Annotated in this window: 23 protein-coding genes; 16 read left to right on the forward strand and 7 right to left on the reverse strand. The window is 69.8% G+C overall.

What is annotated here, in order from left to right; genetic code table 11:
• Positions 1-3: 3 nt before the first annotated feature.
• The gene (locus tag DLJ58_RS17000; RefSeq protein ID WP_124857592.1) at positions 4-1,467 is read right to left on the reverse strand and encodes an SDR family oxidoreductase; all 1,464 of its coding nucleotides are present in this window, start codon (positions 1,465-1,467) and stop codon (positions 4-6) included.
• 35 nt (positions 1,468-1,502) lie between these two features.
• Here DLJ58_RS17000 and DLJ58_RS17005 point away from each other — a divergent pair, with 35 nt between their 5' ends.
• The 13 genes from DLJ58_RS17005 to DLJ58_RS17065 all read left to right on the forward strand — a co-directional run bounded on the left by DLJ58_RS17005 (position 1,503) and on the right by DLJ58_RS17065 (position 12,496).
• Complete coding sequence (locus DLJ58_RS17005; RefSeq protein WP_124857594.1) at positions 1,503-2,792, forward strand: serine hydroxymethyltransferase; 1,290 nt, start codon at positions 1,503-1,505, stop codon at positions 2,790-2,792.
• Complete coding sequence (locus DLJ58_RS17010) at positions 2,785-3,210, forward strand: hypothetical protein (RefSeq protein WP_124857596.1); 426 nt, start codon at positions 2,785-2,787, stop codon at positions 3,208-3,210. The genes DLJ58_RS17005 and DLJ58_RS17010 overlap by 8 nt, the downstream gene beginning before the upstream one ends.
• Positions 3,211-3,391: 181 nt before the next feature.
• Positions 3,392-3,628, forward strand: coding sequence for an AtpZ/AtpI family protein (locus DLJ58_RS17015; RefSeq protein WP_091405894.1), 237 nt, complete (start codon positions 3,392-3,394; stop codon positions 3,626-3,628).
• Between the two features lie 11 nt (positions 3,629-3,639).
• Positions 3,640-4,437, forward strand: coding sequence for a F0F1 ATP synthase subunit A (gene atpB, locus DLJ58_RS17020; RefSeq protein ID WP_124857598.1), 798 nt, complete (start codon positions 3,640-3,642; stop codon positions 4,435-4,437).
• 65 nt (positions 4,438-4,502) lie between these two features.
• Positions 4,503-4,736, forward strand: coding sequence for an ATP synthase F0 subunit C (locus DLJ58_RS17025; RefSeq protein ID WP_091405890.1), 234 nt, complete (start codon positions 4,503-4,505; stop codon positions 4,734-4,736).
• A gap of 32 nt (positions 4,737-4,768) precedes the next feature.
• Positions 4,769-5,308, forward strand: coding sequence for a F0F1 ATP synthase subunit B (locus DLJ58_RS17030; RefSeq protein WP_112584053.1), 540 nt, complete (start codon positions 4,769-4,771; stop codon positions 5,306-5,308).
• Positions 5,308-6,129, forward strand: a complete 822-nt coding sequence (locus DLJ58_RS17035) for a F0F1 ATP synthase subunit delta (protein WP_124857600.1) — start codon at positions 5,308-5,310, stop codon at positions 6,127-6,129. Before DLJ58_RS17030 ends, DLJ58_RS17035 begins: the two co-directional genes overlap by 1 nt.
• A gap of 141 nt (positions 6,130-6,270) precedes the next feature.
• Entirely contained in the window at positions 6,271-7,923 is a 1,653-nt protein-coding gene (gene atpA / locus DLJ58_RS17040; RefSeq protein WP_124857602.1) for a F0F1 ATP synthase subunit alpha, read from the forward strand.
• Positions 7,924-7,927: 4 nt separating this feature from the next.
• The gene (locus tag DLJ58_RS17045) at positions 7,928-8,857 is read left to right on the forward strand and encodes a F0F1 ATP synthase subunit gamma (protein ID WP_124857604.1); all 930 of its coding nucleotides are present in this window, start codon (positions 7,928-7,930) and stop codon (positions 8,855-8,857) included.
• Entirely contained in the window at positions 8,857-10,293 is a 1,437-nt protein-coding gene (gene atpD, locus DLJ58_RS17050) for a F0F1 ATP synthase subunit beta (RefSeq protein ID WP_124857606.1), read from the forward strand. The genes DLJ58_RS17045 and atpD overlap by 1 nt, the downstream gene beginning before the upstream one ends.
• 222 nt (positions 10,294-10,515) lie before the next feature.
• Entirely contained in the window at positions 10,516-11,658 is a 1,143-nt protein-coding gene (locus DLJ58_RS17055) for an LCP family protein (RefSeq protein WP_124857608.1), read from the forward strand.
• A gap of 88 nt (positions 11,659-11,746) precedes the next feature.
• The gene (locus DLJ58_RS17060; RefSeq protein ID WP_030333186.1) at positions 11,747-12,028 is read left to right on the forward strand and encodes a F0F1 ATP synthase subunit epsilon; all 282 of its coding nucleotides are present in this window, start codon (positions 11,747-11,749) and stop codon (positions 12,026-12,028) included.
• A 12-nt stretch (positions 12,029-12,040) separates the two neighbouring features.
• A complete protein-coding gene (locus tag DLJ58_RS17065) occupies positions 12,041-12,496 on the forward strand; it encodes a DUF2550 domain-containing protein (protein WP_124857610.1) in 456 nt (151 codons plus the stop codon).
• A 438-nt stretch (positions 12,497-12,934) separates the two neighbouring features.
• Here DLJ58_RS17065 and DLJ58_RS17070 read toward each other — a convergent pair whose 3' ends face one another.
• Positions 12,935-13,507: a cob(I)yrinic acid a,c-diamide adenosyltransferase gene (locus tag DLJ58_RS17070; RefSeq protein ID WP_091405871.1), complete on the reverse strand. Its 573-nt coding sequence runs from the start codon at positions 13,505-13,507 to the stop codon at positions 12,935-12,937.
• Between DLJ58_RS17070 and murA the strand changes: the two genes are divergently transcribed.
• Together murA and DLJ58_RS17080 are read left to right on the forward strand one after the other, a co-directional pair.
• Positions 13,506-14,948: a UDP-N-acetylglucosamine 1-carboxyvinyltransferase gene (gene murA, locus DLJ58_RS17075; protein WP_124857612.1), complete on the forward strand. Its 1,443-nt coding sequence runs from the start codon at positions 13,506-13,508 to the stop codon at positions 14,946-14,948. The two genes, DLJ58_RS17070 and murA, sit on opposite strands and share 2 nt — an antisense overlap.
• Positions 14,949-15,044: 96 nt before the next feature.
• Positions 15,045-15,893: a 3-hydroxyacyl-CoA dehydrogenase family protein gene (locus DLJ58_RS17080; RefSeq protein ID WP_124857614.1), complete on the forward strand. Its 849-nt coding sequence runs from the start codon at positions 15,045-15,047 to the stop codon at positions 15,891-15,893.
• A 39-nt stretch (positions 15,894-15,932) separates the two neighbouring features.
• On the opposite strand, the gene DLJ58_RS17085 is transcribed toward DLJ58_RS17080, so the two are convergent.
• The 3 genes from DLJ58_RS17085 to DLJ58_RS17095 form a co-directional block, all read right to left on the reverse strand.
• Entirely contained in the window at positions 15,933-16,262 is a 330-nt protein-coding gene (locus tag DLJ58_RS17085; RefSeq protein ID WP_244218981.1) for an alpha/beta hydrolase, read from the reverse strand.
• 223 nt (positions 16,263-16,485) lie between these two features.
• The gene (locus DLJ58_RS17090; protein ID WP_124857616.1) at positions 16,486-17,331 is read right to left on the reverse strand and encodes an ABC transporter permease; all 846 of its coding nucleotides are present in this window, start codon (positions 17,329-17,331) and stop codon (positions 16,486-16,488) included.
• Positions 17,328-18,179, reverse strand: coding sequence for an ABC transporter ATP-binding protein (locus DLJ58_RS17095; RefSeq protein ID WP_124857618.1), 852 nt, complete (start codon positions 18,177-18,179; stop codon positions 17,328-17,330). Before DLJ58_RS17095 ends, DLJ58_RS17090 begins: the two co-directional genes overlap by 4 nt.
• Before the next feature lie 151 nt (positions 18,180-18,330).
• On the opposite strand from DLJ58_RS17095, the gene DLJ58_RS17100 reads away from it, so the two are divergent.
• The gene (locus tag DLJ58_RS17100) at positions 18,331-20,337 is read left to right on the forward strand and encodes a protein meaA (RefSeq protein ID WP_124857620.1); all 2,007 of its coding nucleotides are present in this window, start codon (positions 18,331-18,333) and stop codon (positions 20,335-20,337) included.
• A 101-nt stretch (positions 20,338-20,438) separates the two neighbouring features.
• Here DLJ58_RS17100 and DLJ58_RS17105 read toward each other — a convergent pair whose 3' ends face one another.
• Together DLJ58_RS17105 and DLJ58_RS17110 are read right to left on the reverse strand one after the other, a co-directional pair.
• The gene (locus DLJ58_RS17105; protein ID WP_124857622.1) at positions 20,439-20,735 is read right to left on the reverse strand and encodes a DUF1540 domain-containing protein; all 297 of its coding nucleotides are present in this window, start codon (positions 20,733-20,735) and stop codon (positions 20,439-20,441) included.
• 171 nt (positions 20,736-20,906) lie between these two features.
• On the reverse strand, positions 20,907-21,524 hold the full coding sequence (locus DLJ58_RS17110; RefSeq protein WP_124857624.1) for a DUF4126 domain-containing protein: 618 nt from the start codon (positions 21,522-21,524) through the stop codon (positions 20,907-20,909).
• Positions 21,525-21,563: the final 39 nt, after the last annotated feature.

The raw sequence follows: 21,563 nt of genomic DNA on the forward strand, positions 1-21,563 counted from the left end.
GGGTTAGCGGGGCTGTTCGGCGTTGCGGGCTATGTTGCGGGCCATTCCGCCGAAGACCACCGCGTGGAACGGGGCCACCGACTTCCAGTAGGCGTGCCCCGGCAGGCCGCGTGGCAGGAAGACGGCGCGTTGCTGGTAGCGGCTGCGGCCGTCCTCGGCTGGAAGTACCCGCATCTCCAGCCAGGCCCGGCCGGGTAGCCGCATTTCGGCGCGCAGTCGCAGCAGCTCGCCCGGGACGATCTCCTCGACCCGCCAGAAGTCCAGCGCCTCACCGACCTGGAGGCGGTGCGGGTCGCGTCGGCCCCGACGTAGCCCGACCCCGCCGACCAGCCGGTCCAGCCAGCCGCGGATCGACCAGGCGAGGGGGAACGAGTACCAGCCGTGTTCGCCGCCGACGCCCTCCACGACCCGCCAGAGCGCCGCCGGTGGGGCGTCCACCGCCCTCTCGCGCACGTCGGTGTAGACAGAGCCGCCGGACCACTCCGGGTCGGAGGGCAACGGCTCGGCGGGCGCGTCCGGGCCACTGGCGTTCGACCAGCGGGTCTCCACCTGGGCGTCGCGCACCTTGGCCAGCGCCAGCGCCACCGCCTCGTCGAAGCCGGTCAGCCCGCCGGGCGGGTCGGGGACGTAGCGGGCGATGTCGTGTTCGTGGGCGACCGCCTCGTGGATCAGGCTCTCCACCAGCGGGCGGGCGATCTTGTTCGGCACCGGGGTGATCAGACCGACCCAGTGCGAGGAGAGCGACGGGGTGAGAGGGCGGACCGGCACGATGATCCGCTGGCGCAGCCCGGCCACCCGGGCGTAACGCTGCATCATCTCGCGGAAGGTCAGCACGTCCGGCCCGCCGACGTCGAAGCCCCGGTTGACCTCGGCCGGCAGGTCGGCGCAGCCGGCCAGGTAGTGCAGCACGTCGCGGACCGCGATCGGTTGGATCCGGTTGCCCACCCAGCGTGGGGTGACCATGGCGGGCAGCCGCTCGGTCAGGTACCGCAGCATCTCGAACGACGCCGAGCCGGAGCCGATGATCACCGCGGCCCGCAGCACCGCCGTGGGCACCCCGCTGCCCAGCAGGATCCGGCCGACCTCGGCACGGGACCGCAGGTGCGGGGACGGCACCTCCGCGTCGGACGCCGGCTCCGGCCCACCCAGGTAGACGATCCGGCGTACGCCGGCCGCGCGCGCCGCCGCCGCGAAGTTGGTCGCCGCCGTCCGGTCGGCCGCCTCGAAGTCGGACCGGCCCAACGAGTGCACCAGGAAGTACGCGACGTCCACGTCGGCGAACGCGGCGGGCAGCGTCTCCGGTCGACTCAGGTCTCCTTCGACGATTTCGGCCGCCGAGGCCCAGGGCACGTCGCGCAGCCGCACCGCCTTGCGGGCGAGGCAACGCACGGTGTGCCCGTCGGCGAGCAGCAACGGCGTCAGCCGCCCGCCGATGTAGCCGGTCGCTCCGGTGACGAGGCATCTCACAGGTCCCAGTCTGCGGCCCCCTAGACTCGTTCGCTGTGGAGACCGAGACGAGCACCTTCTGGGGGCCGGATTTCGCGCAGCTCAGGGCCACCGACCCGGAGATCGCCGGTGTGGTCCTCGGCGAGCTGGACCGGTTGCGCGGCGGCCTGCAGCTCATCGCCAGCGAGAACCTGACCTCGCCGGCGGTGCTGGCCGCGCTCGGGTCGACGCTGACCAACAAGTACGCCGAGGGTTACCCGGGTCGGCGCTACTACGGCGGCTGCGCCGAGGTGGACCGGGCCGAGGAGATCGGCATCGCCCGCGCCAAGGAGCTCTTCGGGGCCGAGCACGCCAACCTCCAGCCGCACTCCGGGGCGAGCGCCAACCTGGCCGCGTACGCCGCGTTGGTGCAACCGGGGGACACGGTGCTGGCGATGGACCTGCCGCACGGCGGGCACCTCACCCACGGCAGCCGGGTGAACTTCTCCGGCAAGTGGTTCCACCCGGTCGGCTACCCGGTCCGGCCGGACACCGAGCAGATCGACTACGACGAGGTACGGGACCTGGCGCGGGCACACCGACCCAAGCTGATCATCTGTGGGGCCACCGCGTACCCGCGTCTGATCGACTTCGCGCGGTTCCGGGAGATCGCCGACGAGGTCGGCGCGTACCTGATGGTGGACGCGGCGCACTTCATCGGCCTGGTCGCCGGCCGGGCGATCCCGTCCCCGGTGCCGTACGCCGACGTCGTCTGCGCCACCACCCACAAGGTGCTGCGCGGGCCTCGCGGCGGCATGATCCTGTGCCGCGAGTCGCTGGCCCAGCGGATCGACAAGGCGGTCTTCCCGTTCACCCAGGGCGGCCCGCTGATGCACGCGGTCGCCGCCAAGGCGGTAGCGCTGCGCGAGGCCGCCCAGCCGGAGTTCCAGACGTACGCCCGGCAGGTGGTCAGCAACGCCCAGGCGCTCGCCGCCGGGCTGGCCGACGAGGGGATGCGCCCGGTGTCCGGTGGCACCGACACCCACCTCGCCCTGATCGACCTGCGGGAGCTGGGAGTGACCGGCACCGAGGCCGAGCGCCGCTGCGACGCCGCGTCGATCACCCTGAACAAGAACGCCATCCCGTACGACCCGCAGCCGCCGATGGTGGCCTCCGGCATCCGGGTGGGCACACCGAGCGTCACCACGCAGGGGATGCGCGAGGGGGAGCTGCGCCAGGTGGCGACCCTGATCGCCCGTGCGGTGCGCACCGATCCCGGTGCTCCGGGCGGGGTCGACGAGTTGACCCGGCTCGGTGCCGAGGTGTCCGAGCTGGTCGCGGCGTTCCCGGCGTACCCCCGTGGCTGAGCCCGGGGTGGTCGAGCCGGGCACCGACCGGCGGTGGCGGCTGCGGCACCTGCCGGTGCTGTTGGGTGCGTCGGCGGCGCTCGCCGTGGTCGCCGCGGTGGTGGGCGGTGTGACCGGCGGTGTGACGGCCGCGGTCGGCGCGGCGGCCGGCGTGGGCGTCACGGTGCTCAGCTACACCCTCACCACTGTGGTGCTGGCGCGGGCCGACCAGGTCAACCCGCAGTTGCTGCTGCCGCTCGGGGTGGGCCTGTACGTGCTGAAGTTCAGCCTGCTGGGTGTGGTGCTGGTGGCGGTGGCGTCGACTGGTTGGCCCGGTTTGATCCCTCTTTGCCTTGGCATCGTCGCCGGGGTGGCAGTGTGGACAGCGGTGCACCTCTGGTGGCTGACCACGGTGCACGCTCGCCGGCCGCACGGCTGACCTGGCGGTCGTCCCAACCAGCGGACGCGCCGCAATGTGTCGGCCTCCGGTCATTTTCCGACGGGCGGAAGGGGAGTAGCGTGCCCACAGACGACGGCGCCCACGAGAAGCCCACACAACGACGGTTGTGCGGGGGGTGAGGCACAGCCTCGTCTTCCCGGCTGATATCGTTCGCCCCGTCATGGCTGGTGACCAAACCCCCCGTCCCGCCGGTGAACCGGACGATTATCCGTCCGGCGCCGGTCAGGGTTGGACCGCGCTCAGCTACCTCATCGGAGGAATGCTCGTGTGGGGTTTCATCGGCTGGCTGGTCGACCAGTGGCTCGATACCGGTGGCGTCGCCACCGGAATCGGCGTCGTGCTCGGCGTGACCGGGGGGATCATCCTCGTCGTCCGTCGGCTCGGCACGCCTACTTAGGAAGGGACACGGTGTTCGGACAGGCGAACGTTCTGGCAGCGGGCCAGGCGGCATTCCCACCCAGTGTGGACGACTTCTACCTGCCCGCGATCGTGCCCTGGGGCGCGGAGAACGCCCCGTGGTTCACCAAGTTCACGCTGATGATCTGGATCGCGGTCGGCGTTCTGATCATCTTCTTCCTGGCGACCTATCGGAACCCACAGTTGGTGCCGACCAAGAAGCAGTGGTTCGCCGAGTCGATCTACGGCTTCGTGCGCAACAACATCTCGGTCGACATGATCGGTCACCAGGGCGTGCGGTTCGCTCCGTACTTCACGACGCTGTTCTGCTTCGTGCTGTTGACGAACTCGTTCGCGATCATTCCGTTCTTCCAGATCTCGCCGAACTCGCACATCGCCTTCCCGGCGATCCTCGCGGTGATCAGCTACGTGCTGTTCAACTACATCGGCATCCGGCACCACGGCTTCGGCAAATACTTCAAGCACGCCCTGATCCCGCCGGCACCGTGGTACATCCTGCCGCTGCTGATCCCGATCGAGGCGTTCTCGACCTTCATCATCCGGCCGTTCTCGCTGGCCGTTCGTCTCTTCGCCAACATGTTCGCCGGCCACATGCTCCTGCTGGTCTTCACGCTCGGCGGCTTCGCGATGCTCAACGCCAACGCCTGGCTGGCGCCGATCTCGGTGGTCTCCTGGGTGATGACCGTGGCGCTGACCCTCCTCGAGGCGCTGGTCATCGTCCTGCAGGCCTACGTCTTCACCGTGCTGAGCGCCAGCTACATCCAGGGTGCGCTCGCCGAAGAGCACTGATCCACGCACCAACCGTTGTCGTCCCGCGTGAGAGTCACGCGTGATAACCAGGAGGAACCACACCAATGGACGCTAGCGTTCTCGCCGAGGTCACCGGTAGCACCGCTGCCATCGGCTACGGTCTCGCCGCCATCGGCCCGGGCATCGGCGTTGGCCTGGTCTTCGCCGCCTACATCCAGTCGACCGCCCGGCAGCCCGAGTCGTCGCGCATGACCCTGCCGTACGTCTGGATCGGCTTCGCCGTCATCGAGGCGCTCGCGCTGTTCGGCATCGCCTTCGGCTTCATCTGGGCCGGCTGATTCCGCCCCTTCCGACCGGGAGGTCACCCATGTTGTTCCTCCTCGCCGCCGAGGGTGGTGAGTCAGACCACAACCCGATCATTCCGATCTGGCAAGAGATCGTGGTCGGCACGGTCGCCTTCGCCGTGCTCTGCTTCGTGCTGATGAAGTTCGTCTTCCCCCGCATGGAGCAGACGTTCCAGGCTCGGGTCGACGCGATCGAGGGCGGCATCAAGCGCGCCGAGGCCGCGCAGGCCGAGGCGAACCAGCTGCTCGAGCAGTACCGTGCCCAGCTCGCTGAGGCTCGGACCGACGCCGCCAAGATCCGTGACGACGCGCGGGCCGACGCCGAGGGCATCCGCCAGGACATCCTCGCCAAGGCGCGGGAAGAGTCCGACCGGGTCATCCAGGCGGGCAAGGACGCACTCGCCGCCGAGCGGGCCACCATCGTGCGCGAGCTGCGCGCGGAGGTCGGCACGATCGCGGTGGACCTGGCCAGCAAGATCGTTGGCGAGTCGCTGGCCGACGAGGCACGGCGTAAGGGCACCGTCGACCGGTTCCTGAGCGGTCTCGAGAGCACGGGGGCCCGCTGATGCAGGCCGCCAGCCGGGAGTCGTACAAGGTCGCGGCCGAGCGCCTCGACGCGTACGTCCGCGGCGCGGAGCCGTCAGCGGTGGCCTCCACCGCCGACGCCATCCTCTCCGTGGCGACCCTGCTGCGGCGTGAGCCGCGGCTGCGCCGGGCGCTCTCCGAGCCGTCCCGGTCCGGCGAGGATCGCGGCGCTCTGCTCGGCGACATGCTGGGCGGGCGGATCGGCGCGGACGCGCTCGACCTGCTCGTATCGCTGGTCGCCGGCCGGTGGTCGGCACCGTCGGAGCTGCTCGACGGCACCGAGCGCCTCGGTGTGGAGGCGCTGCTGGCCAGCGCCGACAAGGCCGGCGAGCTGGGCGAGGTCGAGGACGAGCTGTTCCGCTTCGGTCAGGTGGTGGCCGGTCAGTCGGCGCTGAGCAACACGCTCGCCGACCCGGTCGCCCCGGTCGAGCAGCGGGCCACCCTGGCCCGCGAGCTGCTCGCCGACAAGGCCCGTCCGGTCACCGTCCGCCTCGTCGAGGTAGCACTCGGCGGGTACGGCGGGCGCTCCTTCACCGGCGCGCTCACCCGGCTGGTGGAGCTCGCCGCCGAGCGACGTGACCGGCAGGTGGCGTACGTGATCGTCGCGGCCCCGTTGAGTGACGAGGACGAGCGCCGGCTGGGTGCGAGCCTCAGCGCGATATACGGTCGAGAGGTCTCCGTCAAGCAGACGGTGGACCCCCACGTCCTGGGTGGCGTGAGCGTGCGGGTCGGCTCCGACCTGTACGACGGCACCATCCTGCGCCGCCTCAACGAGACCCGCAACGCGCTCGCGAAGCGCTGATCGGCTTCGCCGCCCCGCGGCTGAGCGGCTCTGCCGCCCAGCGTCGGGGTAGCTGGACCGCGCAGCGCCCGGAATGACAGACGCCATTCGGACCGGTCGGTACTAGGTATCCCGGGCCCCTGAATTTTAAGGAAGCAGAGGATGGCCGAGCTGACCATCTCGACGGAGGAGATCCGCGGCGCCCTGGAGCGCTACGTCTCTTCCTACTCGTCCGACGTCTCCCGCGAGGAGGTCGGCACCGTCGCCGACACCGGTGACGGTATCGCCCACGTCGAGGGCCTGCCCTCGACCATGACCAACGAGCTCCTGGAGTTCGAGGACGGCACGCTCGGCGTGGCGTTGAACCTCGACGTCCGGGAGATCGGTGTCGTCGTTCTCGGTGACTCCGCCAAGTTGGAGGAGGGGCAGCGCGTCAAGCGCACCGAGCGGGTTCTCTCCGTTCCGGTCGGCGACGCCTTCCTCGGCCGCGTGGTAAACGCGCTCGGTGAGCCGATCGACGCGCTCGGCGACATCGCCAACGAGGGCTTCCGCGAGCTGGAGCTGCAGGCTCCGAACGTGATGTCCCGGCAGTCCGTCGACGAGCCGCTGCAGACCGGCATCAAGGCCATCGACGCGATGACCCCGATCGGTCGGGGTCAGCGGCAGCTGATCATCGGTGACCGGAAGACCGGTAAGACCACTGTCGCCCTGGACGCCATCCTCAACCAGCGGGACAACTGGCGCACCGGCGACCCGAAGAAGCAGGTTCGCTGCATCTACGTCGCCATCGGCCAGAAGGCCTCCACGATCGCCTCCATCAAGGGGCAGCTCGAGGAGGCGGGCGCGATGGAATACACCACCATCGTGGCCTCGCCGGCGTCCGACCCGGCCGGCTTCAAGTACCTCGCCCCGTACACCGGCTCGTCCATCGGGCAGCACTGGATGTACGGCGGCAAGCACGTCCTGATCGTCTTCGACGACCTGAGCAAGCAGGCCGAGGCGTACCGCGCCGTGTCGCTGCTGCTGCGTCGCCCGCCGGGCCGTGAGGCGTACCCGGGTGACGTCTTCTACCTGCACTCCCGCCTGCTGGAGCGCTGCGCGAAGCTCTCCGACGAGCTGGGTGGCGGCTCGATGACCGGTCTGCCGATCATCGAGACGAAGGCCAACGACATCTCGGCCTTCATCCCGACCAACGTCATCTCGATCACCGACGGCCAGATCTTCCTGGAGACCGACCTGTTCAACCAGGGCGTCCGTCCGGCGATCAACGTCGGTACCTCGGTCTCCCGGGTCGGTGGCGCCGCGCAGGTGAAGCCGATGAAGAAGGTGGCCGGTTCGCTGCGGCTCAACCTCGCCCAGTACCGCGAGCTGGAGGCGTTCGCCGCCTTCGCCTCCGACCTGGACCGGGCCTCCCGCGCCCAGCTGGACCGCGGTTCGCGCCTGGTCGAGCTGCTCAAGCAGCCGAACTACTCGCCGTTCCCGGTGCAGGAGCAGGTCGTCACGGTCTGGGCCGGCACCGAGGGCAAGCTGGACGACGTCCCGGTGGGTGAGGTTCGCCGCTTCGAGTCCGAGTTCCTCCAGTACCTGCGGCACAAGCACCAGGGTGTGCTGGCCGGCATCGCCGACAACCAGTGGAACGATGAGATCATCGGCTCGCTGGACAGCGCGATCGCCGAGTTCAAGCAGGTCTTCCTCAGCAAGGACGAGGAGCGTCGGGTCAACGACGCGCCGGCCGCACCGCTTGAGGGCGACGAGAACCGCGAGACGGTGACCCGCTTCCGCGACGGCGCGACCGACCGCCCGGCCGAGAGCTGATCCCGTGGCGGCCCAGGTACGCGTTCTTCGTCAACGGATCCGCTCGGCGAAGTCGATGAAGAAGATCACCAAGGCGATGGAGCTCGTGGCGACGAGCCGGATCGCCAAGGCTCAGGCCCGGGTGCAGGCGTCCCTGCCGTACGCCCAGGCCATCACCGGTGTGCTCACGGCGCTGGCGTCCAACGCGCGGATCGACCACCCGCTGCTCACCCCGCGCGAGCGGGTGCGGCGGGCCGGTGTCCTGTTGGTCACCAGCGACCGTGGCCTGGCCGGCGGTTACAGCTCCAACGCGATCAGGATGGCGGAGTCGCTGATCGCGCGGCTCAGGGCGGACGGCAAGGAGCCGGTGCTCTACGTCATCGGGCGTAAGGGCGTCGGGTTCTACCGGTTCCGCGACCGGCCGATCGAGGCGAACTGGACCGGGTTCAGTGAGCAGCCGTCGTTCGAGGACGCACGTACCGTTGGTGAGACGCTGATCAAGGCGTTCACGGCCGGAGCGGACGACGTCGACGGCGGTGCCGGAGCGGACGGCGTGCTCGGCGTCGACGAGTTGCACATCGTCTACACCGAGTTCCACTCGCTCATGACGCAGAACCCGGTCACCAAGATCATTGGTCCGATGCAGGTGGAGGACCGGCCGCGCTCCGAGGGGTTGCTGCCGGCGTACGAGTTCGAGCCGGAGGCGGAGGCGCTGCTCGACGCGCTCCTGCCGAGGTACATCAACACGCGGATCTACGCGGCGTTGATCGAGTCGGCGGCGAGTGAGTCGGCGGCACGTCGGCGGGCGATGAAGAGCGCCACCGACAACGCCGAAGAGATGATCGAGAAGTACACGCGCGAGATGAACTCGGCTCGCCAGGCCGGGATCACCCAGGAGATCAGCGAGATCGTCGGCGGCGCCAACGCGCTGGCCGCGTCGGGAAGTGAAGTGTGATGACTGCACCAGTAGAGACCAAGACGGCCACGGGTCGCGTGGTCCGGGTCATCGGCCCGGTCGTCGACGCCGAGTTCCCGCGCGACGCCATGCCGGCCCTGTTCAACGCCCTCCACGTCACGGTGAACCTGTCCGGCGGTGAGAAGACGCTGACCCTGGAGGTCGCCCAGCACCTGGGTGACAACCTGGTCCGCGCCATCTCGATGCAGCCGACCGACGGTCTGGTCCGCGGCGCCGAGGTGCGTGACCTCGGCGAGCCGATCAGTGTGCCGGTGGGCGACGCGGTCAAGGGCCGCGTGTTCAACGCGATCGGCGAGGTGCTCAACCTCAAAGAGGGCGAGACGTTCGAGGCCGACGACCGGTGGGGCATCCACCGCAAGGCCCCGGCCTTCGCGGACCTGGAGCCGAAGACCGAGATGCTGGAGACCGGCATCAAGGTGATCGACCTGCTCGCCCCGTACGTCAAGGGCGGCAAGATCGGCCTGTTCGGCGGCGCAGGCGTGGGCAAGACGGTGCTCATCCAGGAGATGATCACCCGGGTCGCCCGCAACTTCGGTGGTACCTCGGTCTTCGCCGGCGTGGGTGAGCGCACCCGTGAGGGCAACGACCTCATCGCCGAGATGACCGAGTCCGGCGTCATCGACAAGACCGCTCTGGTCTACGGCCAGATGGACGAGCCGCCGGGCACCCGGCTGCGGGTGGCGCTCTCCGCGCTGACCATGGCCGAGTACTTCCGGGACGTGAAGAAGCAGGAGGTGCTGCTCTTCATCGACAACATCTTCCGCTTCACGCAGGCCGGTTCGGAGGTGTCCACCCTGCTCGGCCGTATGCCGAGCGCCGTGGGTTACCAGCCGACCCTGGCCGACGAGATGGGCGAGCTCCAGGAGCGGATCACCTCCGTCCGGGGCCAGGCCATCACGTCCATGCAGGCGATCTACGTGCCGGCGGACGACTACACCGACCCCGCCCCGGCCACCACGTTCGCCCACCTGGACGCGACCACCAACCTGGAGCGGTCGATCTCCGACAAGGGCATCTACCCGGCCGTGGACCCGCTGGCGTCCTCGTCCCGGATCCTCGCCCCGGAGTTCGTCGGCAACGAGCACTTCCAGGTTGCCACCGAGGTGAAGCGGATCCTGCAGCGCTACCGCGACCTGCAGGACATCATCGCCATCCTCGGTATCGAGGAGCTCTCCGAGGAAGACAAGATCACCGTGGCTCGCGCCCGGCGGATCGAGCGCTTCCTCTCGCAGAACACCTACGCGGCGGAGCAGTTCACCGGCGTGCCGGGCTCGACGGTCCCGATCAAGGAGACCATCGAGGCGTTCCGCAAGATCAGCGAGGGTGAGTACGATCACTTCCCTGAGCAGGCGTTCTTCATGTGCGGCGGTCTCGAGGACCTGGAGAAGAAGGCTGAGGAGCTGATGAAGGCCTGATCGGCCCGATTCGACCCGTAGCAAAAAGACTGCCCCGGCAATGCCGGGGCAGTCTTTTGTTCATGTTCGCGTCCTACCATCGTCGCGGTCCGTTACTCGTGGTCGTCATTCCGGAGGGTCCCGAGCTACGGTTCGATCCGCGCTCACCTTAACGAGCGTTGATCTTTGCAACCCTTCGACGACGTGCGCCCGTCTTCCTCGTCGTGGGCGTGACGAACGGAGCTGCTCGTGGGTAAGGCCGGCAAGAGTGGCCGCAAGCCGTCCATCTGGCGAGGTGTGCCGCGGTGGGCCAGGCTGTGCACGGTGTTCGGCACCGTGCTGACCGTGCTCAGCGGCGCCGTGCTGGTGGGCACCGAGGTGCTCATGGCCCGCTACGAGGGTGCCGTCGGCAAGGCCGACCTCTTCGGCGACCAGGCGGCGGGCGCCCAGGCGAAGAAGAGCGAGATCAAGGGGCCTCTCAACATCCTGCTCGTCGGCATCGACCCGCGTACGCCGACGGCCGCGCCGCTGGCCGACTCGATCATGGTGCTGCACGTGCCGGCCTCGATGGACCGGGCCTACCTGTTCTCGTTGCCTCGTGACCTCTACGTGCCGATCCCGCCGTTCAAGAAGGCCGACTTCCCGGGCGAAACCACGAAGATCAACGCCGCGATGTCGTTCGGCAGCAAGGTGCCGGGTGCCAACCCCGACGCGGCACGGGGCTTCGAGTTGCTGGCCACCACAGTGCAGAACGTCACCGGCATCAAGCGCTTCGACGCCGGCGCGATCATCAACTTCACCGGTTTCCAGAAGATCGTCGACGCCATGGGCGGTGTCGACATGTACATCGAGCGCGACGTGAAGTCCGAGCACAAGCAGCCGGACGGCAAGCCGCGGCCGGGAAACACCCGCGGTGAGGGCTACGTCGGCCCGCAGGCGCTCTACAAGAAGGGCAACCGGCACCTGAGTGGGTGGCAGGCGCTGGACTACGTCCGGCAGCGCTACCCGAAGAACGGTGTTCCGGATTCCGACTACGGCCGGCAGCGCCACCAGCAGCAGTTCGTCAAGGCCATGGTCGGCCAGGCGTTCAGCGCCGACGTGGTGTCCAACCCGATCAAGCTGGACAAGGTGCTCCGCGCCGCCGGCCAGTCGTTGATCTTCAACGGTCGGGGCAACAGCGTGGTCGACTTCGGGATCGCCCTGAAGGACATTCGCCCGAACACCATCGAGATGATCAAGCTGCCCGGTGGTGGGGTCTTCGAGGGTAAGAAGTACCTGGGCGAGCAGTTCCAGGAAGGTGTTCCGGACTTCTTCACCGCTCTGCACAACGAGCAACTCGACCCGTTCCTGCTGGAGCACCCGGAATTCGTCAACAAGGCCAAGTAGTCAGGTCGGCGTTGTCCCCACCCGCGTTGGGCGCGCCGCGTCGTCAGGCTAGACTTTCGGCAATCCGTAGCCGCAGCAAGGAGACAGCGTGGCACAGCAGCTTCACGTCGAGCTCGTCGCCGTCGAGGAGAAGGTCTGGTCCGGTGACGCCGAGATGGTCGTCGCCCGGACGACCGAAGGCGAGCTCGGTGTCCTGCCGGGGCACGCGCCGCTGCTCGGCCAGCTCGCCGAGCCCGGCCAGGTACGCATCAAGCTCGCAGGCGGTGAGCAGGTCGCCTACGAGGTGGCCGGCGGCTTCCTCTCGGTGAGCGCCGACGGTGTCACCGTGCTGGCCGAGAGCGCAACCCCGGTCTCCGCGCAGAGCCGCTGAGCCACACCGGGGATGGAGATCGTCGAAGGATTCGGAATCGGCGTTGTCGTCATCCTCGGCGCGCTTCTGATCCTCTTCGTCCGGCGAGCTCTCGTCACCCGCAGCGGTGGCATCATCCGGCTCAGCGTCCGGGTCTCCACCATGCTCGACGGCCGCGGCTGGTCGCCCGGCTTCGGCCGGTTCGCCGGTGACGAGCTGCGCTGGTACCGGATGTTCAGCTTCGCGATCCGACCCAAGCGGGTGCTCTCCCGCAAGGGGCTGGCCGTGGAGCGCCGCCGGTTGCCCGAAGGTCAGGAACGGTTCTCCATGCCGGCCGACTGGGTGATCCTCCGCTGTACCAGTCACCACGCACCGGTGGAGATCGCCATGGCGCGATCGACCGTGACCGGTTTTCTCTCCTGGCTCGAGGCCGCCCCTCCGGGGGCGGTCTCGCCACGTATGGCCTCCCAGGACTGGCCGGCTGCCTGATCGGCTCTTCTGTGTTGCTCTTCTGGGTTTCCGGGGGAGCCCGCCCGGCTCCGGGCGGTCAGGCTTGATCCCTGCGCCGGGCGGGCTCCCCCGGAAACCCTTCGTTGGGCACTGCCCGCCGTTCTGGCGCGGTTCTCTCACCTGCCGTTACCGGTGCGGTTGAGTCCCGCCTCCTCAGTGCGCACAGCGCGCCGGCCCCGCGCGGCGCGGCGAGCGCGTCGGGCTGGTTGATCGACTCGGCTTTCTTGATGTCGGGGTGTTCTGGTGGTTGGGATGCCCCGACATCAAGAAACCCGAGTTGATCGAGGCGCCGGCCAGCCGGACTCGCCGACGGGCCCAGGTGCTGGTCGGCCTGGCTCGCGAGGAGTCAGCCCTGGCTACGCGTGGTGGCGGGCAGAGTGGGAACCCAGACCTCGACGTGGTGCGGAGCGCTGACGTTCAGCGCTTGCCGCCCGGCACCCATAGCACGTCTCCTGCCGGATTTGCCGTTCTTGACAGGATAAAGAGCAGATCGGAGAGCCGGTTGAGATACTTTGCCGGGAGCGTGCTGGTTCGTTCCGGATCGTGGCTGACCAGCGCCCACGCTGCCCGTTCGGCACGCCGGGCGACGGTCCGCGCCACGTGCAGCAGCGCCGCACCTGCGGTGCCGCCGGGGAGGATGAAGGAGTCGAGCTTGCTCAGGCGTGCGTTGTACTCGTCGCACCAGCCCTCCAGGCGCTCGACGTACTCCTCGGTCACCCGCAGCGGCGGGTACTTCGGCTCCGGCTCGACCGGGGTGGACAGGTCGGCGCCGACGTCGAACAGGTCGTTCTGCACCGACCCCAGCACGCCGCGAAGCTCCTCGTCGAGGTTTCCCAGCGCGAGGGCGACGCCGATCGCCGCGTTGCACTCGTCGACATCCGCGTACGCGGCGATCCGTGGATCGGTCTTCGGCACCTGCTCGTTGTTGCTCAGCCTGGTCATGCCGGCGTCGCCGGCCTTGGTGTAGATGCGCGTGAGGTGGACGGCCATGACGCACAGCCTACGGATTCCCGACCTGACGATCCCGGCGCGGCCGGACAGCACCGCCGGCTGGCCGGTGGTGGTGGGCCCCGGCGACGCCGGGGATTCGGCGGTCAACGATGTCGACGTCATCCGGGTACGCGGTGACGCCCGACTGTCCGGCACCGTGCACGTGGTCGGTGCGAAGAACTCGGCGTTGAAGCTGATGGCCGCCGCGCTGCTCGCGCCGGGCCGCAGTGTGATCACCAACGTCCCCCGGATCACCGACATCGCGATCATGGGGGAGGTGCTGCGTCGGCTGGGCTGCGACGTCCAGTTCGACGCGGACGACCCGGTCGACCCGATGGTCGCCCGTGGCGGCGTGGCCCGGTCCCGGTCGGTGACGATCGACGTACCCGAGCAGCCGGGCGCGGAGGCCGACTACGACCTGGTCCGACGGTTGCGCGCGTCGATCTGCGTGCTCGGCCCGTTGCTGGCCCGCCGGGGGTACGTGCGGGTGGCCCATCCCGGCGGCGACGCGATCGGGTCGCGGGGGTTGGACATGCACATCTCCGGGCTGACCCGGATGGGCGCGGAGATTTCCGGTGAGCACGGGTTCGTCATCGCGTCCGCCCCGCACGGCCTGCGTGGCGCGGACATCGTGCTGGACTTCCCCAGCGTCGGCGCGACTGAGAACCTGGTGATGGCGGCGGTGCTGGCTCAGGGCACCACGATGATCGACAACGCGGCCCGGGAGCCGGAGATCGTCGACATCTGCACGATGCTCAACCAGATGGGCGCGCGCATCGTCGGCGCGGGCACGTCGACGTTGCGCATCACCGGTGTGCCCGGTCTGCGTCCGGTGCGCCACGCCACGGTGGGGGACCGGATCGTCGCCGGCACCTGGGCGTTCGGCGCGGCGATGACCCGGGGCGACGTGACGGTGACCGGGCTCGACCCGGCCTTCCTGGAGGTCGCCCTGGACAAGGTGGTGGCCGCCGGCGCGCTGGTGGAGACCCGGGGAGACGGCTTCCGCGTACGGATGGACGAGCGGCCCCGGGCGGTGGACGTGGTGACGCTGCCGTACCCCGGCTTCGCCACCGACCTGCTGCCGATGGCGATCGGGCTGGCGGCCGTCAGCCACGGCGCCTCCCTGATCACCGAGAACATCTTCGACGGCCGGTTCATGTTCGCCAACGAGATGATGCGGCTCGGCGCGGACATCAAGACCGACGGGCATCACGCCGTGGTCCGGGGTCGGGATCGGCTCTCCGGTGCCCCGGTGCGGGCCACCGACATCCGGGCAGGGGCAGGGTTGATCATCGCCGGACTCTGTGCGGAGGGGGTCACCGAGGTCTCCCACGTGCACCATGTCGACCGGGGCTACCCGGACTTCGTGGCCGACCTGCGTGCGCTCGGGGTGGCGGTCGAGCGGGGCACCACGCCGGAGGAGCCGGCGCTGGAGATCTGAAGTCCTCCACGACCCGGCCCGACCGCCACTTAGCCATCGTTCAGGCTCGCCGACTAGGGTGCAGGCAGGCACTCAATTGCAGCGAGGGAGAAGCAGATGGCGGGTCGACTCGCGGTCGTCGGGGCCGGGTTGATGGGTTCCGGCATCGCCCAGGTGGCGGCGCAGGCGGGCTGGCAGGTGACGCTGCGCGACCTGGACGACGCGGCCACCACCCGGGGTCTGGGCGGCATTCGGAAGTCACTGGAGAAGTTCGCCGAGAAGGGCAAGATCGAGGCGTCCGAGGTCGAGGCGACGCTGGCTCGGATCACCCCGACCACCGACCTGGAGGCGGCGGCGGACGCGGATATCGTGGTCGAGGCGGTCTTCGAGCGGCTGGAGATCAAGCACGAGGTGTTCCGCGTCCTGGACAAGATCTGCAAGTCGGACGCGGTGCTCGCCACCAACACCTCGGCGATCCCGGTCACCCAGATCGCCGCGGTGACCGAGCGGCCCGAGGCGGTGGTCGGCACCCACTTCTTCTCCCCGGTGCCGATGATGCAGCTCTGTGAGCTGGTGCGCGGTTACAAGACCAGCGACGCCACGCTGGACACCGCGCGGGCCTTCGCCGAGGAGATCGGCAAGACCGTCGTCGTGGTCAACCGGGACATCGCCGGCTTCGTCACCACCCGGCTGATCTCCGCTCTGGTGATGGAGGCGGTCAAGCTGGTCGAGTCCGGGGTGGTGTCCGCGGAGGACCTGGACACCGCCTGCCGGCTGGGCTTCGGGCACGCGATGGGTCCGCTGGCCACCACCGACCTGACCGGCGTGGACGTGCTGCTGCACGCCTCGAAGAACATCTACACCGACACCGCCGACGAGAAGTTCTTCCCGCCGGAGCTGCTCCAGCGCATGGTCACCGCCGGCGACCTGGGCCGCAAGACCGGCAAGGGCTTCTACACCTACTGAGACCGGCAGCCGCGGGGGCCCGTTCGCGGGCCCCTGCGGTCAGCTCGGGTCGGGAGGCGCTGCCAGCGCCTCCGCGACGAAGTCGAGGGCAGCGGGTATGACCGAGCCCCAGTACCGGAAGTCGTGCCCGCCGTCGGCGTACTCGGCTCGCGCGGCCGGCTCGGGAAGGGCTCGCTCCAGCGCCTGCACGTCGGCGAGGAAGTCGTCCTGGCGACCGCACCAGAGGCCCAGCGGAGTGCCGCGCAGCCGGTCGACACCGGCGAAGACGGCATCACCGGGCACCACGGCGGGGGAGAAGGCCGCCACCGCCCGGAGCAGCCCCGGCCAGGTGGCGGCAAGCAACAGCGAGCCAGTCGACCGTGCGGCCACGCGCGGCGGACGGGCGGCTGACCAGTCGCTCGTCGCCGGCCGGCGCGTCCGGGGGGACGGGTCGCGTCGGCGACGGGCGGATCAGGTCGCGGGTCGTCCAGCCGACCCCGACCGCCAGCGCCGTCGCCCCTGCCCCGGCCAGCAGGAGCACGCGTCGGGTCGGTCGAGCGGCCATCGTCAGAGTCTGGCAGCCCCGGGGCGGATCGGGGGCCCCGGAGAGAGGTCAGCCGTCGCGCTTGGTGGTCCAGCGGAAGGTGGTCAGGCAGACCACCACACCGATCACGCACCACAGGCCGAGCACAAGCGCGACCCGGCCCAGCTCGAACGAGCCGCCCGGTTCCTGGGCGCCGAAGCTCTCCGGCAGGAAGACAGCCCGGAGCCCCTGGCACATCCACTTGAGCGGGAACAGCGCCGCCACCTGCTGCATCCAGGTGGGCAGGTCGGTGAAGACGAAGAACACCCCGGAGATGAACTGAAGGATCAGGGACACCGGGGTGACCACCGCCGAGCCGCTGCGGGCGGTGCTGGCCAGCGACGAGATGGCGATGCCGCACAGGGTGCACGCGATCACCCCGAGCACGGCGACCCAGCCGAAGGTGAGCCACTTGCCGGCAGTGCCCGGCAGGTCGAGGTCGAACAGCGCCACCGCGAAGGCCAGCAGCAGCGCCGTCTCGGCGATGCCGATCACCACCACCATGATCACCTTGCCGGCGAACCAGACCCACTTCGGCATCGGTGTGCCCCGGTAGCGCTTGAGCACGCCCCGGTCCCGCTCGACCGGGATCCAGATGCCAAGGTTCTGGAAGCTCACCGTCATCAGGCCGGTCGCGATCATGCCGGTGATGAAGTACTGGGTGAACTTCACCCCGCCGCCGATCTCACCGTGGAAGATCGACGCGAAGATCAGGATCATGATGATGGGGAAGCCCATGGTGAAGACCACGGACTCCCGGCTGCGCAGGAACTGGGTGATCTCCAGTCGGCCCTGGCGCAGGGCGAGCGCGCCGGCACCGGGCCGACGGCTGCGGGTCGCGGTGACCGGCGCCGCCGGCTTCGTCGTGGTCGTCATCGCGCGTGTCCGATCATGGTGAGGTAGACGTCCTCCAGGGTCGGCCGGGTCACCGTGAGGCCGGGGACCTCGCCGCCGTAGCGCGCGGCGAGGTCGGCCACGAAGGCCGTCGGCGTCGCGCTCTGCGCGCTTTCCAGCGTCCCTTCCGGGGTACGCCAGGAGACCGTCGCGAGGGCCTCCTGCCGATTGCCCAGCCGGTTCGGCGCGGCCACCTCGACCAGCCGGCCACCGGCGATCACGCCGACCCGGTCGGCGAGCGCCTCCGCCTCGTCCAGGTAGTGCGTGGTGAGCACGATGGTGGTGCCGGCCGCGGCGAGGTCGCGGATCAGCTCCCAGAACTCGCGGCGGGCCTCCGGGTCGAAGCCGGTGGTCGGCTCGTCGAGGAAGAGCAACTCGGGGCGACCGATGATGCCCAGCGCCACGTCCAGGCGGCGCTTCTGCCCGCCGGAGAGAGTGTGCGTCCGGGCCTTCGCCTTGGCGGCCAACCCGACCCGCTCGATCACCTTGTCCGGGTCGTCCGCGTCGGGGTAGAAGCCGGAGAAGTGCCGGATCACCTCGGCCACGGTCAGCTCGTCGAACTCGCCGGTGCCCTGGAGCACGATGCCGACACGGGAGCGCCAGTCGGCGTCCGGGTGGGCCGGGTCCGCGCCGAGCACGAAGACCTCGCCGGCGTCCCGGTGCCGGTAGCCCTCCAGGATCTCCACCGTGGTGGTCTTGCCGGCGCCGTTCGGGCCGAGCAACGCGAACACCTCACCGCGGCGCACGTCGAGATCCACGCCCGCCACCGCCACGTTGTCGCCGTACGCCTTGCGAAGTCCACGGACCGAGATGGCCAACTCGTCATCCATGCCGTCCAGTGTGCGTCCTGGTGACAACCGGTGCGTGCCCGGGGTGTGGCGATGCGCGCCACTCCGCGTGGATCGCGCCAGGACGTCCTCGACATGGACCTGTGCGGTTTTCCACAGCTCCTTTTACTGAACGGTAACTTAGACTCCGGCCATGGATGAGACGGCATTCCCGGGGCGACTGCCTGAGCGGGACCGCCCGTGGGTGATGCGCACCTACGCCGGCCACTCGTCGGCCGCCGCGACCAACGCCCTCTTCCGCCGCAACCTGGCGAAGGGGCAGACCGGCCTGTCGGTCGCCTTCGACCTGCCCACCCAGACCGGGTACGACCCGGACCACGAACTCGCCTCCGGCGAGGTCGGGCGGGTCGGCGTGCCGGTGGCCCACCTCGGCGACATGCGGGCGCTCTTCGACGGCCTCCCGCTCGCCGACACGAACACCTCGATGACCATCAACGCCCCGGCGATGTGGCTGCTCGCCCTGTACGGCACCGTCGGCCTGGAGCAGGGCGCCGACCTGGCCCGCTGCGCCGGCACCACCCAGAACGACATCATCAAGGAGTACCTGTCCCGGGGCACCTACATCTTCCCGCCGGCGGCGTCGCTGCGGCTCACCGCCGACGTGGTGGCGTACACGCTGCGCGAGATGCCCCGGTGGAACCCGGTCAACATCTGCTCGTACCACCTCCAGGAGGCGGGCGCCACGCCCGTGCAGGAGGTCGGCTTCGCGCTGGCCACCGCGGTCGCCGTGCTCGACGCGGTCCGTGACTCCGGCCAGGTGCCGGCCGAGCGGATGGGCGACGTGGTCCAGCGGATCTCGTTCTTCGTCAACGCCGGGGTGCGCTTCGTCGAGGAGATCGCCAAGATGCGCGCGTTCGGCGTGCTCTGGGACGAGATCACCCGGGACCGGTACGGGGTCACCGACGCCAGACAACGGCGGTTCCGCTACGGGGTGCAGGTCAACTCGCTCGGCCTCACCGAGGCGCAGCCGGAGAACAACATCCAGCGCATCGTACTGGAGATGCTCGGCGTGACGATGTCCCGTGACGCCCGGGCCCGCGCGGTCCAACTGCCCGCCTGGAACGAGGCGCTCGGCCTGCCCCGCCCGTGGGACCAGCAGTGGTCGCTGCGGATGCAGCAGGTTCTGGCGTACGAGTCGGATCTGCTCGAATATCCCGACCTCTTCGCGGGCTCGCACGTGATGACCGCGCTGGTCGACGAGGTCGTCACCGGGGCGCGGGTCGAGCTGGACAAGGTGCTGGAGCTGGGCGGCGTCGTCGCCGCCGTGGAGACCGGCTACCTCAAGAGCGCGTTGGTCGCGTCGCTGGCCGAGCGTCGTCGGCGCATCGAGTCCGGTGCTGACGTGGTGGTCGGGGTCAACCGGTACACCGAGACCGAATCCTCCCCGCTGACCGCCGCCGGCGCGGGCGCCGTCGAGCAGGTCGATCCCGCGGTCGAGGCGGCCGCCGTGGACGGCGTACGCCGGTGGCGGGCCGACCGGGACGCGGCCGTCGTCGACGCGGCGCTGGCCCGGCTGCGCGCGGACGCCGCGACCACCACCAACCTGATGCCGGCCACCCTGGAGTGCGTGCGGGCCGGGGTGACCACCGGCGAGTGGGCCGGCGCGCTGCGCCAGGTCTTCGGCGAGTACCGGGCACCGACCGGCCTGGCCGGCGCCACCGGCGGCGGCGGGGAGCCGGGCCTCGTCGCGGTCCGCGAGCGGGTCACCGCCACCGCGCGGGAGCTGGGCAGCGGCCGGCTGCGCCTGCTGGTCGGCAAACCCGGCCTGGACGGGCACTCCAACGGCGCGGAGCAGATCGCGGTACGCGCCCGCGACGCCGGCTTCGAGGTCGTCTACCAGGGCATCCGGTTGACCGCGGGGCAGATCGTCGCCGCCGCCGTCGAGGAGGACGTCGACCTGGTCGGGCTCTCCGTGCTCTCCGGGTCGCACCTGGCCGCCGTGCCCGCGGTGCTCGACGGGCTGCGCGCCGCCGGCCGGCCGGACCTGCCGGTGGTGGTGGGCGGCATCATCCCGGCCAGCGACGCGGACACCCTCCGGGCGGCCGGGGTCGCCCGGGTCTTCACCCCGAAGGACTTCGCCCTCACCGGCATCATCGACGACCTGGTGACGGTCATCCGTCACGCCAACGACCTGCCCTGATCGGGCGCTGTCCCGGCAGGTCGTCGGCCGACGTGGGTCAGCGGCCGGCAGGTCGTCGGCCGACGTGGGTCAGCGGCCGGCAGGTCGTCGGCCGACGTGGGTCAGCGGCCGGAGTAGGTCATGCAGTCGGCCATGTCGTTGTCCGGGCCGACCCTGATCGACGCCGCGTGGCACTCCAACTGCTCGTTGTGCCGGCAGTCGGAGCGCTGGCATGCGCCCACCTGCGCGATCAGGCTGTCCACGCCGCCGCGGACGGGCGACTCGACGAACGTGTGGCAGTGGGCGTGATCCATGCTGCCGATGGTGATCGCGAAGGCGTGGCAGTCACCCGACTGGTTGTACGCGCACGCGGCCACCACGCATTCCTGGACTCGGGGCATCTCCAACGCTGCGGTCATGCCAACCTCCTCTAGGTTCTTGCCCCGATCCTAGGCTTTTGTCGGCCCCCGGAACCCCGGTATAGCGGGCCGCCGATCCGCCGCCCAGCGTGATCGACTCGGGTTTCCGGAACGCGGGGTGTCCCACTGCGGGGGATGGCCCGATTTCCAGGAACCCGAGTCGATCAAGCGTCAGACGCGGAAGCCGGCGGCGCGGGCGGCCTCTCGTTCGCGGCGTCGTTCCGATCGACGACGGAAGAACCAGAAGGTGAAGAACGCCAGGCCGACCAGGGCGACGAGCACCAGCACCGGCAGGATGATCGCCACCAGGGAGACCACCACGCTGGTGGCGTCCTCGGCCGTGCTGGCGACCGGGGCGCCGATCCCGGCGGTGGTCGCGTTGATCACCGGGCGGGCCGCGGACTTGAGCAGGTGCACGCCCAACGCCAGCAGTACGCCGGTGACGACCGGCACCCACTGGTGGGACGAGAAGAAGCTCCCCGGGTCGCTGACCGTCACCGTCTCCGACGAGGAGCCGGCGCCGAAGGCCAGGCCACCGGCGGTGGGTCGGACCACGGTCTGCACCACGTCGTTGATGTGGTCGACCACGGGCACCTTGTCCGCCACCATCTCGACGGCGAGCAGCACGGCCATGATGGCGATGACCCAGCCGTTGCCGAGCCAGGTCCAGCCGCTGGGCAGGTCGATCAGGTCGGTGTAGCGACCGAGTAGACCGAGGATGAGCAGGGGTATGTAGGCGTTCAGGCCCGCCGAGGCGGCGAGACCGGTGCCGGTGAGGACTTCGAACACGGTCTCAGCATCGCATCGACGCGCCAGTGCCGCTCGCTG

This window comes from Micromonospora arida, from assembly GCF_003857035.1.
In the GTDB taxonomy this organism is placed as follows: Bacteria; Actinomycetota; Actinomycetes; order Mycobacteriales; family Micromonosporaceae; genus Micromonospora; species Micromonospora arida.